Below are 14,666 nucleotides of genomic sequence, written 5' to 3' on the forward strand. Positions count from 1 at the left end.
GCGCATCAGCGGGTCGCCATCCTGATTTCAGGCGGCGGCTCGAACATGGTGACACTGGTCAATTCGATGACCGGCGATCACCCGGCGCGACCCTGCCTTGTGCTTTCGAATGTGCCAGATGCTGGCGGTCTTGAAAAAGCGCGTGCGCTTGGCATTCCGACGGCGGTTGTTGACCACCGCGATTTCAAAGGTGATCGCGCGGGGTTCGAGGCTGCTTTGAACAACACTCTGAACGCCGCCAATCCCGACATCATCTGTCTGGCCGGCTTCATGCGTATTCTGACCGAAGGTTTCATCGGCACATGGGCGGGACGCTGTCTGAACATCCACCCCTCACTTTTGCCCAAATACAAGGGTCTACAAACCCACCAACGCGCCATCGACGCAGGCGACGCGGAAGGGGGTTGTTCGGTGCATGAGGTGACGGCGGAACTGGATGGCGGCCCGATCCTTGGTCAGGCGCGTGTGCCGATCAAGCCGGATGATACGGCGGCTACACTGGCCGCGCGCGTATTGGTTCAGGAACACCTGCTGTATCCCGCGGTTCTTCGACGTTTCGCCAGCGGTGATCGCACGCCGGTCATCCTGCCCTGATGCGCGGGTCGGCGCGAGGCTTCCCTTTTATGCGGTTTCACCGTAAACCCGTCAAAATGCCTGTAGGCACATGGTAACGAGCAGAAAGACCCTGCATGATCACGATCACAACGACCGAAGCGCTGGCTGAGTTTTGCACCCGCGCGGCAGCCCATCCTTACGTCACGGTCGATACCGAGTTTCTGCGCGAACGCACCTATTATTCCAAACTCTGTCTTGTGCAGTTGGCCGTGCCCGGTGACGCAGACGAAGACGCTGTGCTGGTTGATCCACTGGTTGATGGCCTGTCGCTGGACCCGCTTTACGACCTGTTTCGCGATGAAAACGTGGTCAAAGTGTTCCACGCCGCCCGGCAGGATCTTGAGATATTTTTCGTCGAAGCGGACGTGTTCCCGAAACCGTTGTTTGATACGCAAGTGGCCGCGATGGTCTGCGGATTTGGCGATCAGGCGGGCTATGAAACGCTGGTGCGCAAGATCGCCAAGGCCCAGATGGACAAGTCCAGCCGCTTTACCGACTGGTCGCGTCGCCCGTTGACCGATGCCCAGAAGACCTATGCCATTGGCGATGTGACGCATCTGCGTCAAATCTATGAGTATCTGGCCGCAGAGCTTAAGAAATCCGGCCGCGGCGCTTGGGTCGAGGAGGAACTGGCGATCCTGACCGATCCTGCGACCTATACCATTCACCCCGAAGACGCGTGGATGCGTTTGAAAACGCGGACAAATTCCGCCCGGTTTCTGGGTATCGCAAAGGAACTTGCACGGTTTCGCGAAGGTTATGCGCAATCGCGCAACATTCCACGCAACCGGGTGATGAAAGACGATGCGTTGATGGAGCTTGCATCAACCAAGCCGCGCAACATGCAAGATCTGGGGCGATCGCGCCTTTTGCTGCGCGAAGCGCGCAAAGGCGACATCGCTGAGGGAATTCTGCACGCGGTCACCGCCGGGCTTGAAATGGCGCAAGAGGATTTGCCGCGCGCCGCCGACAAGTCCCGCGACAAATTGCAGGTCAACCCGGCCTTGGCAGACCTTCTGCGCGTGCTTCTGAAAGCCCGGTGCGAACAAGAGAAGGTGGCCCAAAAGCTGATTGCCTCGTCTGCCGACCTGGATGCGTTGGCGGCTGGAAAACGTGATGTACAAGCCCTGCGCGGCTGGCGTGCGGATGTGTTCGGACGCGATGCGCTGCGCCTGTGTGAAGGCAAGCTTGCATTGGCTGCAAAAGGTCAGCGGGTTGAGGTGTTTGAGGTTTAACTCATCCCTCAACGCCTTGATTTAAAACCTTAACGGCTGGATGACCGGCTGTTGCGCTCACCCACAACGCGGATCGACCTTACACCCTGCAGTTTGGTATTCGATACAAACTGCCCGACCAGCACTTCGCGTTGTTGCGGACGACCCGTGTCAGTCCGAAAGGGCGGCTCGCTGATGCGGAACATATAGGTCAGGACACCATCGACCGGGCGCTCGAAATTCTCGGGCACAAGCTCGGCATCCCAATAGCCAAGGCGCGGCGGTAAACCTTTGGCACGGATGATCGCACCTCCGGTGCTGCGCAGAACCTGCAATTCGACCACCTGCGTGACCAGCCCGCGATATTCCTGATCCTCAAGAAATCCACCTTCGGGGATCAAGGCGACTTGTTTTACGCCATCTGACCGAAACCAGTTGAATGGGTTCAGGTTCGCTGAGCCACCGCAGGCGCTCAGCCCCAAAACAAGACCGATCAACAGGGTAGGCAGGGCAAAACGGCGCAGGGTCATGGTCGCTCCTCTTCTTCTGACCAAAGGGTTAGCCCATGTGCGCGGTTTTGAAAAGAGAACACTGCGTCCTTTGCGGGGTCTGGACCTTTGGCGTCGTTCGCCCTAACTGAATGACGATGGAAAAGAAGGATGAGGCAATATGGCCAGTGCAGCTTTCGAAGAGATAGTCGAAGATTTCGAGTTTCTGGACGATTGGGAAGATCGCTATGCCACGGTCATCGATATGGGAAAGTCGTTGCCGCCCATGGAGGATGCGCTGAAAGTCCCCGCCACCAAGGTCGAGGGATGTGCCAGCCAGGTCTGGCTGCACCCGGAAATTGACGGGTCCACTTTTCGGTTTCATGGCGACAGTGATGCGATGATCGTCAAAGGCCTGATTGCTGTGCTGGCGGCGCTTTACAACGGGTTGCCGCTGTCTGACGTCGCGAAGGTTGACGCCCCAACCGAGCTGGCCCGCCTTGGTCTGAATGAACATCTGTCATCACAGCGGTCCAACGGGGTGCGCGCGATGGTCGAACGTATCCGCAAACACGCAGCCGACGCGGCCTGATCACCCCAGCGGTTGCAGGGCTGTGGCCAGATCGCCAAAACCGGTGAATTTGCGTTCGTATTTAAGGCCAATCCGATCGGCCGCGGCCTCGGCCATGCGATCCAGATCAGGATTGTCCGTCTGCGCCAGATAGATCAGGCGTGTGTAATGCCCGAAATACATGTCCCGCAATTCGGGGTGTTGATCCAGTCCCAAAGGCTTGATCACAAAGCTTTCAAACCCCCGTGCCAGAAAATCGGTCAGATAGAACACGTCGATTTCATCTTCAGCGCGCGCGGCGAACGCGGCATTGCCTTCAAAGAAGCTGTAGCAATGCGGCCCCTGGATCATTTCGATGCCCATCTCTTCGCACAAGGCGGTCAGGTGACCACCCGTGCCACAATCGGCGTAGGCCAGGAATATGCGGCCGAAGTCACCTTGGTTCTTTTCAATCGCCGCCCGCGCGGCATCAGGGATGCGTTCCGGGTGATTGTGCAGGATGGCGGGCAAGCAGGTCAGGCTCATATGGTCCCAACCGTTTAGCCGGATCAACTCAAGGATCTCGTTTGCCAATGCACCGCAAGCCAGGATCAGCACCTTGGCGGACTTAGCGGTCGGTGCCAGCCCCTTTTGCGTCAGTTCGGCATCTGTCGGCTTCATTGTTCGTTCCTCCCGCTCAAGGCTCGGATCGCGATCGAGGCCAACATCACCAATGGAAGCAGCGCCATAGCCACCTGACCATCGAGTTTACCCGAGTTGACCGCTAGCCCGGCGACAAGCACGGTCAGCCCGCCGCACACAATCACCAACGTGATCAGAAAGAAGAAACGTGTTTTGCTCATGGCTTCAATCTGGGGGCGCGGTGATCAAAAGAAAAGGCCCCGCCACGGGGGCAGGGCCTTGAAACTTCGGTGTCAGACCGATCAGCCTGCCGCAAGCTGGTTGTGTTTGCGGGCCATATAATCTTTTGCCGTCTCAACCGCCACGGCCGCGTCACGGCAATAGCTGTCTGCGCCAATCGCTTTGCCGAACTCTTCGTTCAGCGGCGCGCCACCGACCAGAATAGTATAATCGTCGCGGATGCCCTTTTCGACCAGCGTGTCGATCACAACTTTCATATAGGGCATCGTGGTCGTCAGCAAAGCGGACATGCCCAGAATATCTGGTTGCTCGGTTTCCAGAGCTTCAAGGTATTTCTCTACGGAATTGTTGATGCCCAGATCGACCACTTCGAAGCCTGCGCCCTCCATCATCATCGACACGAGGTTTTTGCCGATATCGTGGATGTCGCCCTTCACGGTGCCGATCACCATCTTACCCATACGCGGTGCACCGGTCGCGATCAGCAGCGGCTTGAGAATGGCCATGCCAGCCTTCATGGCATTCGCAGCCAACAGAACTTCCGGCACAAAAAGGATGCCATCGCGGAAGTCGTGACCAACGATGGTCATGCCTGCAACCAGCCCTTCTGTCAGAACTTTGTAAGGCTCCCATCCGCGTTCCAGCAGGATGTTTACGCCTTCTTTGATTTCTTCAGCGAGGCCATCGTACAGATCGTCATGCATCTGCAGGACAAGTTCGTCATCTGCCAGTTCGCTCAGGATGATATCGTCTTCTTGATCGGACATGTCTGCCGTTCCCTAGCTCGAAGTTACTACGTTCAAACTCCACATGCGACGATTTCGCACGTTTGGTCTGGACCGATTACGACACTGATTGCGCTGTGACCGACCAAATGGCAAATGAATAATTCGCAGTGGAATGGTGAATTTGCTTCATAAGTTCTTGGTTTGTTCCTATGCTGGGATATGGTTTCCGATCTGGACAAGAAAATCAGGGCCGAAGTTCGGCGCGGGCGCGGGGCCGTCACCAATTCGGTGGGCCGGTTTGAGCCGTATGAGAGGATCGAGATTGATGACGGATGGCATCAGGACGACCCACGCGCCGTTCGCACTCAAGTTGCCATTGAAAACCCTCGCAGCGTGATCACACGTAACACATCGCCCGATATCGCCTTCGACCGGTCTATCAATCCTTATCGCGGCTGCGAGCATGGCTGCATCTATTGTTTTGCCCGGCCGACCCATGCCTTTCTGGGATATTCTGCCGGGTTGGATTTTGAAACCCGCCTGATTGCCCGTCCCAATGCGCCAAAGCGGTTGGCGCAGGAATTGTCCCACCCCGGCTATGAGGTGGCCCCGATTGCGATCGGAACCAACACCGATCCTTATCAGCCCATCGAAGTGCGGTATCGCGTAATGCGTGGTGTGCTGGAGGTGCTGTCGCGGTTTCGCCATCCCGTCACCATCGTCACCAAGGGCACGTTGATCGAGCGCGACATCGATCTGTTGGGTGAAATGGCACAGGCAGGGTTGGTCAGGGTTGGGATTACGATCACCACGCTGGATGCCACGATGTCGCGCCGAATGGAGCCACGTGTGCCAAGCCCCAAGCGGCAACTGCAAATCATAGAACGATTGGCCGCAGAGGGGATTCCGGTGCGTGTCATGGTGGCGCCGGTGGTACCAGGACTGACCGATCACGAGCTTGAGGCGATCCTGAGCGCTGCGAAGGGTGCGGGGGCGATGGCGGCAAGCTACATTTTGCTCAGGCTGCCGGGTGAGGTGGCGGAGTTGTTTCAGGACTGGCTTAACGAACATGTGCCTGACCGGGCCGCCCGTGTGATGGGTCGGATGCGCGAGATGCGGCGGGGTGAGGATTACGACGCGCAGTTTGGGGAACGGATGGTCGGGCAGGGTGAATTTGCCACCCTTTTGCGCCACCGATTCGACATTGCCCGCAGGCGCCTTGATCTGGCACGTGAGTTGCCAGAGCTTCACCGTGACCTCTTTGCCGTGCCGCCCAAACCGGGCGACCAGCTGTCACTGTTCTGACCTTGGTCGGCCTCCAAAAAAAACGAGGGCCAAGCCAGCCCTCGTTTCAAGATCCCTTCTTATGACGGATCAACTGCGCCGCTTGCGCGCCCGTCGTTCGGGTTTTTGCCCGGCATCGTCACCCGTACCGTCCGAGGCGGACGAGAACCCGCCAAGCGCGCTGGCAATTTGATCCAGCGTGGGGCGGCTGTCGCCACGCGGTCGGGTTTCCAGCGCCTCGCGCATGGCGCGCAGATGTTCAGGCGTAGTGCCACAGCAGCCCCCGATGATCGTCGCGCCACAATCACGGGCCAATACGGCGTATTCGGCCATCAGGCTCGGCGTTCCGTCATAGTGGATGTGGCCGTCCACATATTTCGGGATGCCGGCGTTACCTTTTGCGATGACCGGTCGTTCGCTGCCCTGTGCCGCAAAACCCAGAACAGTGCGCAAAAGATCGGACGCGCCGACACCGCAATTCGCGCCAAACGCCAGTGGCGGCTTTGGCAAAGTTTCGACCAGTTTTGCCAGATCGGCCGAGGTCAGGCCCATCATCGTGCGGCCAGCGGTGTCAAAGCTCATCGTGCCGCACCACGGCATGTCAGCCAAGGCCGCCGCTTGGGCCGCCGCCTTGTATTCCTCGGGTGCCGAAATTGTTTCGACCCACAGCACGTCCGCGCCACCTTCTTTCAGGCCTTCGGCCTGTTCGTGGAACATCTCGACCGCGTTATCGAAGGTCAGATTGCCAAGCGGCACCATGATGTCGCCGGTTGGGCCGATGGATCCGGCCACCACGACTTTGCGGCCCGACGCATCGGCGATCTCGCGACCCAGTTCTGCCGCCGCCCGGTTCAGTTCGCGCACGCGACCTTGTGCATCATGCAGTTTCAGCCGCGATGCATTGCCGCCAAACGAGTTGGTCAGGAAGATATCAGATCCTGCATCCACCGCGCCCTTGTACAGCGCACGAATATTGTCGGGTTTGTCGACGTTCCACAATTCAGGGGCATCGCCCGAGGTCAGGCCCATGTTGAACAGGGTGGTTCCGGTGGCGCCGTCGGCCATCAGCCAATCGCGTTCGGTCATGAGTTGGGTCAGCGCGTCGGTCATCTGGTGTCCCCACAATAAGAGATAGGAGTTTTGCTGCTACCTGCCACGGATCGCGCGCGGGCGCAAACCCAATGCGCAGAAATCGGGGTGCTGGCCTGAACATTTTCGAAGCATGCTTTTGGGGTCGGACCTGATTGATGAGGGCTGTCAGATCGTGGTGCTCTGGTGAATTTCCCGGACTGTATCCAACGCACCAATCGTCAGAGACGCAGATCCGGGTGCTGCTGCATACAGCGTTTCCCAATTGGGCGCGAAGGCGGATTTGAATTGCCGCAAGCCATGTGCACCGCAGTCCTCATCAATTGCCAGCCGGGCTTTGCGAAACGCCCAAGGCTCATGGCGCTGTTCGCCAAGCGGCACCGCCGCCAGCGAAAACCTGCAAATACCTTGTGCCTTTGCGGCGGCAATGGCCATTGTGACCAAGGCGTACATGGTGCCACCGGGCGCGCGTTTATCCACGCGCATCAGGTCAACCGCATGCTCATTCTGATTGGCGTGCAATGTTAGAAAACCGACCAACCGCCCATGGTAATAGGCCACAAAAACTTGCGAAAACGGCAGGGTCGCCGGCGCCCACACCCCCATGGAAAAGCCGCGTTCGCCGCCATGCGCCTTGGACCACATCGCAGCCAGCCGGTCCATTTCGGCCAGCGGCATGTCCGCGCCTTCCTCCTGAATGACAACGCCAACACTGTCGGCCTGTCGAAGCTTGCGCCGAAGCTGGCGCTTGTCGGACCCATCCAGCGTGAAACTCTGTGGGTTCAGCCATGCCTCGCGTGCGATGGGCAACACGCGCCACCCCAGACGGCGCGCGGCGCAGGCGGTCCGTGCGCCTATCTTATACAGGAACGGCGCACGAAAACGACGACGCGCCAAGGCTTTGATCCGCTCCAATTCAGAGGTCAGCGGGATCGCGGGATCAAGGGGGTCCGACAGCATGATCAGGCTTTGTCCGCAGGCCGCCCCCATCGCAACAGGGGTGCCGTCCTCGTCCTGGATCAGCGACACCCGACCATGACGAAGCAAACCACTTTCAGCGCGCGGGGCCGTCCGTAGGGCTTGCGCCAAACGGATGGGAACTTGCGGTGCGCGCGTTTTGGCCAGTCGCAGGGTGGGGTGCGGCTGGCCCACATTTTTCGGAGATTGCGGGCCGCGGATTGTCAGGATCGCGGCCAAAGTGGCCGGTAGCGCGTAATAAATGGCGCGAAACGCCAGAATGGCGGCAAGAAGGGGTTCATTCTCAATCTGGGGTAAAGCTGCCAATAGAGTGACTTCGAACCCACCCATGCCGCCGGGAGTGTTTGAAATTAGACCCACCCCGAGGGCGAGCATATAGGCCGTTACCAACGCCAGCACCGAGACGTCGCTGCCTGCAGGCAACAGCACCCAAAGCGCCGTGCCTGCGGCCGCCATGTCCAGCAAAGCCAGCACGAAAAACGCAAAGGCGGCGCGCAAAGGTGGCAGGTAGATTCGTGACAAAAACTTCGGGCGCCAGACCGACGCCATTGCCAGCGCTCCCGCCGCGATCACAACAATCCACGCAACCTTCGTGGTCCAGCTGGCCAAAGGTTGCGCCACAGGGGCAACAATCACGACGAGCGAGGTAACAACCGCCCATGCCGACAGGAAAGACGCCGAAACGATCGCAGAGATCCGCGCAGCCTGCGCCAAGCTGACATCCGGCAGCATGCGCCAACGAACGAAGGCCGACGAGATGACACCCATCCCAACCGTCTGGGAAATGGCAATCGCCGCGATCCCCGCGCGTTCGGCTTGTGAGTCCGTGACCGATGTGCCCAGCAAACGGTGCACCAACCCATCATAACGGCCTAAGGCCCAGAACGAGATAGCGGTGAACGCAGTCGCAGCCAGCCATTGCCATGGCGCTACGGTTTTCAGAGACGCCTGAATGTAGGCGACATCAAGTTGCGCAATCTTGTCCCACATCACCGCAATCAGCCCAAAAACAAGGGCGAGTGGCAGTAATTGGCGCAGCGCGGCTTTGCGCAGATCCAGACCGCTGGCCGCCGTCCAGGTGCGCATCTGTGATATGTCGCGACTCAATCGCGGCGCAGGTTCGATTTGGTTGTTCGCTGCGTCGAATATCTTTTGCATAATTGCGCCCCCATTTCCCGCCTTCAACATCAAGCAAAGGAAAGAAGACCGCGTTAACAGCTCGACTTTTAATGACTTTGTGGAGGAGCGCTTCGCGCAGGCTGGTCAAGGCGGCAAAAAGGGCGCGACCTCGAAAGGTGCGCCCAAAATGCGTTTGCGACTAGAAAGCGGCGTCGGGGTTCAGGCTTCTTTGACCAATTCGGCCTTGGCAATGGCCAACAACTCGGCGCGTTTTGCGCGAACTTCGTCAGCGCTGACGGTGTTCAAATCACCCGTGACCTTGCGCACCACGTCCTCGTGCCCGGCCTCTTCGAAATCTGATTTAATCACTTCACGGGCATAAGCAGTGGCGTCATCGCCGGTTTTGCCCATTTTCTCGGCCGCCCAAAGGCCCAGTTTCTTGTTGGCACGGGCTTCTGCCTTGAAGATCATCTCTTCATCATGGGCAAATTTGGCCTCAAAAGCGCTTTCGCGATCATCAAAGGTGGTCATGGCGTTCCCTTGTTCATGGTCTGGAGCCATCGGCGGACCGAATGGCGCTGTTCGATACAGATATGCCAATGGCGGGCGGCTATCGCAACCCCGCTAGCGCTCTCAAATCCGGGAAATCGTAACAGATTGGCGATATTCTTGCCCAGCGTCAGGCTTTCACGTATAGGGCGGGCATCGGCGGGAGTCGCGCGGACAGGGGGTCCGCCCAACGGCTTCGACCCGCATCGACCGATGGAGGTCTCATGGCACGGCGCAAGAAACTCTATGAAGGCAAAGCAAAGATCCTTTACGAAGGGACCGAGCCGGGTACGATCGTTCAATATTTCAAAGATGACGCGACTGCATTTAACGCCGAAAAACGTGATGTGATTGATGGCAAGGGTGTTCTGAACAATCGCCTGTCAGAGTTTTTCATGAAGGGTCTGACCCAGCTTGGTATCCCCAATCATTTCATCAAACGTCTGAATATGCGCGAACAGCTGATCCGTGCTGTCGAGATTGTGCCGCTGGAAGTGATCGTGCGCAATGTGGCCGCAGGCTCGATGGCCAAGCGGTTGGGCATGGAAGAAGGCACACCATTGCCGCGCCCGATTGTCGAATTTTCGTATAAAGATGACAGCCTTGGCGACCCGTTGGTGCCCGAAGAATACATCGCCGCTTTTGGCTGGGCCAGCCAGCAGGAAATGGACGAGATCGTTTCGATGGCGCTGCGGGTCAATGACTACCTGTCCGGCGTCATGTATGGCGTTGGGATCAAGCTGATCGACTTCAAAATCGAAATGGGCCGCGTTTACGAAGGTGAGTTTCCCCGGTTGATCGTGGCTGATGAGATCAGCCCTGACAGCTGCCGTTTGTGGGACATGGAAACTGGCCAGAAACTCGACAAAGACGTGTTCCGCCGCGATCTTGGAAATCTGGCCGACGCCTATACAGAAGTGGCGCGCCGGTTGGGCGTTTTGCCGACCAACGTAACCCACACTCCGACCAAACCGACCCTGATCAACTGAGGAATTGCCCCGATGAAAGTACGTGTTGATGTGATGCTGAAAACCGGCGTTCTGGACCCGCAGGGCGAGGCTGTGCGCCACGCGCTTGGCAATCTGGGTTTTGCCGGTGTCGACAAGGTTCGGCAAGGCAAGGTGATTGAACTGGAACTGGCCGACGGGACGTCCGAAGACGACGTCAAGAAGATGTGCGAAAAACTGCTGGCGAACACAGTGATTGAAAACTACGTGATCGAGGTTCTGTGATGAAGGCGGGCGTTATCGTTTTTCCGGGCTCGAACTGCGACCGAGATTTGGCGGTCGCATTCGAGCGGGCGGGTGCGCAGGTCCAGATGATCTGGCACAAAGAGACCGAGCTTCCGTCCGATCTGGACATCGTGGGTGTGCCCGGTGGGTTTTCCTTTGGTGACTATTTGCGCTGTGGGGCGATTGCTGCCCAATCGCCAATTACCAAATCCCTGATCCGACACACGGAACGCGGCGGCTATGCCATCGGTATCTGCAACGGGTTTCAGGTGCTGACCGAAACGGGCATTCTGCCCGGCGCTCTGATGCGCAATACGAACCTTAAGTTCGTATGTAAACCTGTTGGTTTAAAAGTAGAAAATACCGACAATGCTTTCTTGTCAGGTTATGAGCTGGGGCAACATATCATTGTGCCGGTTGCGCATCATGACGGCAACTATATCGCCACAGACGAGAAGCTCGCACAGCTCAAGGCCGAAGGGCGTGTGGCATTTACTTATCTGGACAATCCAAATGGCTCGACTGGCGATATAGCAGGGGTGATTTCCAAGAACCGCCGTGTGCTTGGCATGATGCCGCACCCCGAACGGTGCGTTGATGAGCACCATGGCGGTACGGATGGCGTGGCAATGTTTCGCTCGTTGGTGGACAGCGTCGTCGCGGCGTGATTGCGAAGCAGGCCCTTCGGGCCTATCTTTAGCAGATGGCCGATCTCACGAAACGACCCATCAAGCCGCCGCGCCCGGGCGTTAGCCTGCGGGCGCGCCTCGTCCTTGTGGCGCTGATTTCGCTTGCCGTTTCCGTTGTTTTCTTCTCGAACCGCTGGCTGACCGAGCGTTATACCGAAACCACCCGAAATCGCGCCGAACTTCGCGTGACACTGTATTCTGGAAACCTTCTGAGCGAACTACAGCGAAATTCCGTCGTGCCACTTTTGCTGTCGCGCGATCCGGCGCTGATCAACGCATTGAATTCAGCGGACTATTCCCAAAGTACCCAACGCCTGATTTCCTATCGCGACGAGATCGAAGCGGCTTCGCTTATGCTGCTGGATGGGGACGGGCGCGCGGTCGCTGCGACCACCCGCGAGATACTTGGGTCGCAACATCGCACGAACCCCTATTTCGTAGATGCCCTGCGCAGTTCCGAGACCGTTTTTACCACCGTTCAGACCGAAGTCGGTTCCTATGAATTCTCCTATTCTCGCAAGATCGAGGACAGTGACGGTGTGATCGGCGTGATCGTCGTTAATGTCGACCTTCGCAAGTTCGAAGCCAGCTGGTCTGGCATTTCTGACGCGGTGCTTGTCACCAACAGCGAAGGCAACGTGATCCTTGCGACCGAACCCAGATGGCGCGGCAAGCCCGAGGGCGAGGCGCTGGCCACTGTGTCTGCCACCGACGCCATTCGGCGCAGTGTGCGCGATGCCGCGGATTGGTCGGGTTTGCCGTCAGAGGTCTTGTTTTTGGGTGAATCGGTGATGCGCCACGAAAGCCGCGTTCCGTTTCAGGGCTGGCGCATCGCGTCTTTCACGTCCTACGCGTCGGTACGTGAAAAGGTGAATGCGGTGCTCGCGCTGGAAATCATGGCGTTTGCGATGCTGTTGTCGTTTCTGTTTTACATGATCAGCCGTCGCGCCCAATGGCGATCAGTTTTGTTTGCGCAGGAATCAGCGGATCTGCGGCAGTTGAATGTGGCTCTCCAGCGCGAAATTGCCGAACGCAAACGTGCCGAAGAAAACCTGCAAGTGGCCGAACAAACCCTGGCACAAAGCTCTAAACTGGCCGCTTTGGGCGAAATGTCGGCCGCTGTCAGTCATGAGTTGAATCAACCTTTGGCAGCAATGAAGACCTATTTGGCGGGTGCGAAGCTTTTGTTGCAACGCAAACGCCCGGACGAGGCCATGTCGAGCTTTCAACGCATTGACGATCTGATCGAACGGATGGGTGCCATCACGCGGCAGCTGAAAAGCTATGCCCGCAAGGGGGGCGACGCGTTTGAGCCGATGGACGTGCGCCAAAGTGTCTCGGTGGCACTGTCAATGATGGAACCTCAGCTGAAAAGCCGCGAAGTACGAATAACGCGCAATATTCCGCGCGAACCTGTTATGGTGATGGGTGATCGCTTGCGTCTGGAGCAAGTGTTGATCAATCTGCTGCGAAACGCGCTGGATGCGACAAAAACCGTTGATTTGCCGCAGGTTGATATCATCGTTAGTCGCGGTGACTATGTGCTGATCACCGTGCGCGACAATGGAAACGGGGTTGAAGATCTGGATAACTTGTTCGAGCCCTTTTACACCACCAAAGCGCCGGGGGACGGCGTGGGACTCGGGTTGGCAATTTCTTCCGGTATTGTCACCGATCTTGGTGGTCGCCTGACGGCCCGAAACGGTCAGGATGGCGGGGCCGTGTTCGAGGTCGAACTGCCGGTTCTGGATGAAAAAGAATTGAACGTTGAAGCCGCCGAATAACGGCAACAACGCTGAAAATGACTCAGGAGGCTGCCATGGCGCAGGCAATGAAGATCGCGATCGTCGACGACGAACAGGATATGAGGCAATCCATCTCGCAATGGTTGTCGCTGTCTGGGTTTGAGACGGAGACATACCCGTCCGCCGAAGACGCGTTGAAGGTGATCGGACAGGATTATCCCGGGGTCATTATATCCGACATCAAGATGCCGGGCATTGACGGCATGGGGTTCCTGAAAAAGCTGATGAGCCTTGATAGCTCGCTTCCGGTGATCATGATCACAGGCCACGGTGACGTGCCCATGGCTGTCGAAGCCATGCGGGTCGGGGCCTATGATTTTCTTGAAAAGCCGTTCAATCCGGACCAACTGACCAATCTGGCCAAAAAGGCGACCCATAAACGGCGCCTTGCGATGGATGCACGTGCGTTGCGCCGCGAGCTGTCGGACGGCACGACGATTATGAAAAAGCTGATCGGGGCCTCTCCGGTGATGTCGCGCCTGCGTGAAGATATTCTGGATATCGGCCAGTCTGACGGGCATGTGCTGATCGAAGGTGAAACCGGCACCGGTAAAACACTTGTTGCCCACGCCATGCACGCGGTCGGGGCGAAGGCGGGCAAGAAATTCGTTGTCGCCACCTGCGCGGGGCAGGACGAAACTGACCTGACCCGTCGCCTGTTTGGCCCGATGGAAGACGGTGGCGCGCAGCCATTGGTCGAAGAGGCTCGCGGCGGCACCTTGGTTCTGGAAGACATTGAAGCGTTGCCTATGGGTCTTCAGGCCCGTCTTCTGACATGGATGAATGATCAGGGCAGTCCGGCAGAGACCCGCGTCGTGGCGATCTGTAACCTGCAAGAGCAGGGCAAGACCTGTGAAGACTGCCTGCGCCCCGATTTGTTCTATCGCCTTGCGGCGATGAAAATAACGCTGCCGCCGCTGCGCCAGCGTGGCGAAGATATCCTGATGCTGTTCACAGGCTTTGCCGACCAGTTTGCGGATGAGTATGGCTGTGCGGCCCCCACGGTCAGCGCACAGGAAGCCGCCCAGCTTCTTCAAGCGCCTTGGCCGGGGAACATCCGTCAGCTGATCAACATCGCCGAACGCGCCGTGCTGCAGTCACGCCGTGGCACCGGAACAATCTCGTCGCTTCTGATGTCAGACCATGACGAGGTGCAACCGGTCATGACGACCGAAGGCAAGCCCCTGAAAGAATACGTTGAAGCGTTTGAGCGGATGCTGATCGACAACACCATGCGCCGCCACAAAGGCTCGATCGTCGGGGTGATGGACGAACTCTGTTTGCCGCGCCGAACGCTGAACGAGAAGATGGCGAAATACGGCCTGCAACGGTCGGACTATCTGCATTAAGGAAATCGGCGTGGCAGATTAATCTCTGCCGGCCAGTCCTTTTGCTTGATTGCCATGCGGGGGTTGCTTATCCCCAGGTTATTCACATGTTAAGC

The 14,666-nt window shown here is 57.9% G+C and carries 16 protein-coding genes; 9 read left to right on the forward strand and 7 right to left on the reverse strand.

Annotated elements, in window-relative coordinates:
- Positions 1 to 45: 45 nt before the first annotated feature.
- Both purN and rnd read left to right on the forward strand, forming a co-directional pair.
- Positions 46 to 594, forward strand: a complete 549-nt coding sequence (gene purN / locus K3556_RS07435; protein WP_260519196.1) for a phosphoribosylglycinamide formyltransferase — start codon at positions 46 to 48, stop codon at positions 592 to 594.
- Positions 595 to 689: 95 nt separating this feature from the next.
- Entirely contained in the window at positions 690 to 1,850 is a 1,161-nt protein-coding gene (gene rnd / locus K3556_RS07440; RefSeq protein ID WP_260519080.1) for a ribonuclease D, read from the forward strand.
- 29 nt (positions 1,851 to 1,879) lie between these two features.
- On the opposite strand, the gene K3556_RS07445 is transcribed toward rnd, so the two are convergent.
- Positions 1,880 to 2,359, reverse strand: coding sequence for a hypothetical protein (locus K3556_RS07445; protein WP_260519081.1), 480 nt, complete (start codon positions 2,357 to 2,359; stop codon positions 1,880 to 1,882).
- 139 nt (positions 2,360 to 2,498) lie between these two features.
- On the opposite strand from K3556_RS07445, the gene K3556_RS07450 reads away from it, so the two are divergent.
- Complete coding sequence (locus K3556_RS07450; protein WP_260519082.1) at positions 2,499 to 2,909, forward strand: SufE family protein; 411 nt, start codon at positions 2,499 to 2,501, stop codon at positions 2,907 to 2,909.
- On the opposite strand, the gene K3556_RS07455 is transcribed toward K3556_RS07450, so the two are convergent.
- The 3 genes from K3556_RS07455 to K3556_RS07465 form a co-directional block, all read right to left on the reverse strand.
- A complete protein-coding gene (locus tag K3556_RS07455; RefSeq protein WP_260519083.1) occupies positions 2,910 to 3,548 on the reverse strand; it encodes a DUF1638 domain-containing protein in 639 nt (212 codons plus the stop codon).
- Entirely contained in the window at positions 3,545 to 3,730 is a 186-nt protein-coding gene (locus tag K3556_RS07460; RefSeq protein WP_260519084.1) for a hypothetical protein, read from the reverse strand. The genes K3556_RS07455 and K3556_RS07460 overlap by 4 nt, the downstream gene beginning before the upstream one ends.
- A gap of 81 nt (positions 3,731 to 3,811) precedes the next feature.
- Positions 3,812 to 4,516, reverse strand: coding sequence for a corrinoid protein (locus tag K3556_RS07465; protein ID WP_260519085.1), 705 nt, complete (start codon positions 4,514 to 4,516; stop codon positions 3,812 to 3,814).
- A 180-nt stretch (positions 4,517 to 4,696) separates the two neighbouring features.
- Between K3556_RS07465 and K3556_RS07470 the strand changes: the two genes are divergently transcribed.
- Entirely contained in the window at positions 4,697 to 5,782 is a 1,086-nt protein-coding gene (locus K3556_RS07470; protein ID WP_260519086.1) for a PA0069 family radical SAM protein, read from the forward strand.
- A gap of 69 nt (positions 5,783 to 5,851) precedes the next feature.
- Here the strand turns inward: K3556_RS07470 and bmt are convergent, their stop codons facing one another.
- The 3 genes from bmt to K3556_RS07485 form a co-directional block, all read right to left on the reverse strand.
- The gene (gene bmt / locus K3556_RS07475; protein WP_260519087.1) at positions 5,852 to 6,871 is read right to left on the reverse strand and encodes a betaine--homocysteine S-methyltransferase; all 1,020 of its coding nucleotides are present in this window, start codon (positions 6,869 to 6,871) and stop codon (positions 5,852 to 5,854) included.
- Between the two features lie 147 nt (positions 6,872 to 7,018).
- The gene (locus tag K3556_RS07480; protein WP_260519088.1) at positions 7,019 to 8,986 is read right to left on the reverse strand and encodes a phosphatidylglycerol lysyltransferase domain-containing protein; all 1,968 of its coding nucleotides are present in this window, start codon (positions 8,984 to 8,986) and stop codon (positions 7,019 to 7,021) included.
- A 180-nt stretch (positions 8,987 to 9,166) separates the two neighbouring features.
- Positions 9,167 to 9,478: a DUF1476 domain-containing protein gene (locus tag K3556_RS07485; RefSeq protein WP_260519089.1), complete on the reverse strand. Its 312-nt coding sequence runs from the start codon at positions 9,476 to 9,478 to the stop codon at positions 9,167 to 9,169.
- A 242-nt stretch (positions 9,479 to 9,720) separates the two neighbouring features.
- Between K3556_RS07485 and purC the strand changes: the two genes are divergently transcribed.
- The 5 genes from purC to K3556_RS07510 are packed head-to-tail and all read left to right on the forward strand — an operon-like array spanning position 9,721 to position 14,571.
- Positions 9,721 to 10,485 carry a phosphoribosylaminoimidazolesuccinocarboxamide synthase gene (gene purC / locus K3556_RS07490; protein ID WP_260519090.1) on the forward strand — a complete coding sequence of 255 codons (765 nt, stop codon included), beginning with the start codon at positions 9,721 to 9,723 and terminating at the stop codon, positions 10,483 to 10,485.
- A 12-nt stretch (positions 10,486 to 10,497) separates the two neighbouring features.
- Positions 10,498 to 10,728: a phosphoribosylformylglycinamidine synthase subunit PurS gene (gene purS, locus K3556_RS07495; protein WP_260519091.1), complete on the forward strand. Its 231-nt coding sequence runs from the start codon at positions 10,498 to 10,500 to the stop codon at positions 10,726 to 10,728.
- Entirely contained in the window at positions 10,728 to 11,396 is a 669-nt protein-coding gene (gene purQ, locus K3556_RS07500) for a phosphoribosylformylglycinamidine synthase subunit PurQ (protein ID WP_260519092.1), read from the forward strand. The genes purS and purQ overlap by 1 nt, the downstream gene beginning before the upstream one ends.
- A 35-nt stretch (positions 11,397 to 11,431) precedes the next feature.
- Positions 11,432 to 13,201 (forward strand): ATP-binding protein, encoded by a 1,770-nt coding sequence (locus K3556_RS07505; protein ID WP_260519093.1) that lies wholly within the window; start codon positions 11,432 to 11,434, stop codon positions 13,199 to 13,201.
- Between the two features lie 35 nt (positions 13,202 to 13,236).
- The gene (locus tag K3556_RS07510) at positions 13,237 to 14,571 is read left to right on the forward strand and encodes a sigma-54-dependent transcriptional regulator (protein WP_260519094.1); all 1,335 of its coding nucleotides are present in this window, start codon (positions 13,237 to 13,239) and stop codon (positions 14,569 to 14,571) included.
- The last annotated feature ends 95 nt before the right edge of the window (positions 14,572 to 14,666 follow it).

This window comes from Aliiroseovarius sp. M344, from assembly GCF_025140835.1.
GTDB lineage: Bacteria > Pseudomonadota > Alphaproteobacteria > Rhodobacterales > Rhodobacteraceae > Aliiroseovarius.